1 protein-coding gene is annotated in these 386 nt (G+C 57.3%); it reads left to right on the top strand.

Going from position 1 to position 386, the window contains the following annotated elements; genetic code table 11:
- Positions 1-338, top strand: a 338-nt coding sequence (rdfA, locus tag FY251_RS22180; protein WP_342765793.1) for a rod-determining factor RdfA, incomplete at its 5' end; no start/stop codon positions are given.
- Between the last annotated feature and the right edge of the window lie 48 nt (positions 339-386).

Genomic DNA, 386 nt, shown 5'->3' with positions numbered 1-386 from the left:
GTCTCGAACAGAGCGGGGTCGATATCGAATCGGTGATGGACGACTTTATCTCCCACCAGACGGTGTATCGCTATCTCAAGAACGACCGTGGGGCGGCCCGACCCGAGCGGACGCCCGCAGAACGGAAAGAAAACGCCATCGACTCAATACAGCGGCTTCGGGGCCGAACCACCGCTGTAACGAGGCAGACTATCGAGAGCCTCGAAAAGAACGACGCCATCTCGGCAGGCGATTTCAACGTCATCAACGAGGTGCAGGTGCTGTGTGAGGACTGCGGCCATAGCTACGATATTGTAGCGTTTCTGGAACAGGGTGGCTGCGACTGTCAATCCGCGTGAGGACTCGAACCGTATTATCGAACCGACGCCAAAACCCCAGTATGGTCC

It is taken from the genome of Haloferax sp. KTX1 (assembly GCF_902410085.1).
Taxonomy (GTDB): domain Archaea; phylum Halobacteriota; class Halobacteria; order Halobacteriales; family Haloferacaceae; genus Haloferax; species Haloferax massiliensis.
Note: the sequence above shows the minus strand (reverse complement) of the source record. Positions and strands in the feature narration are given on the sequence as shown.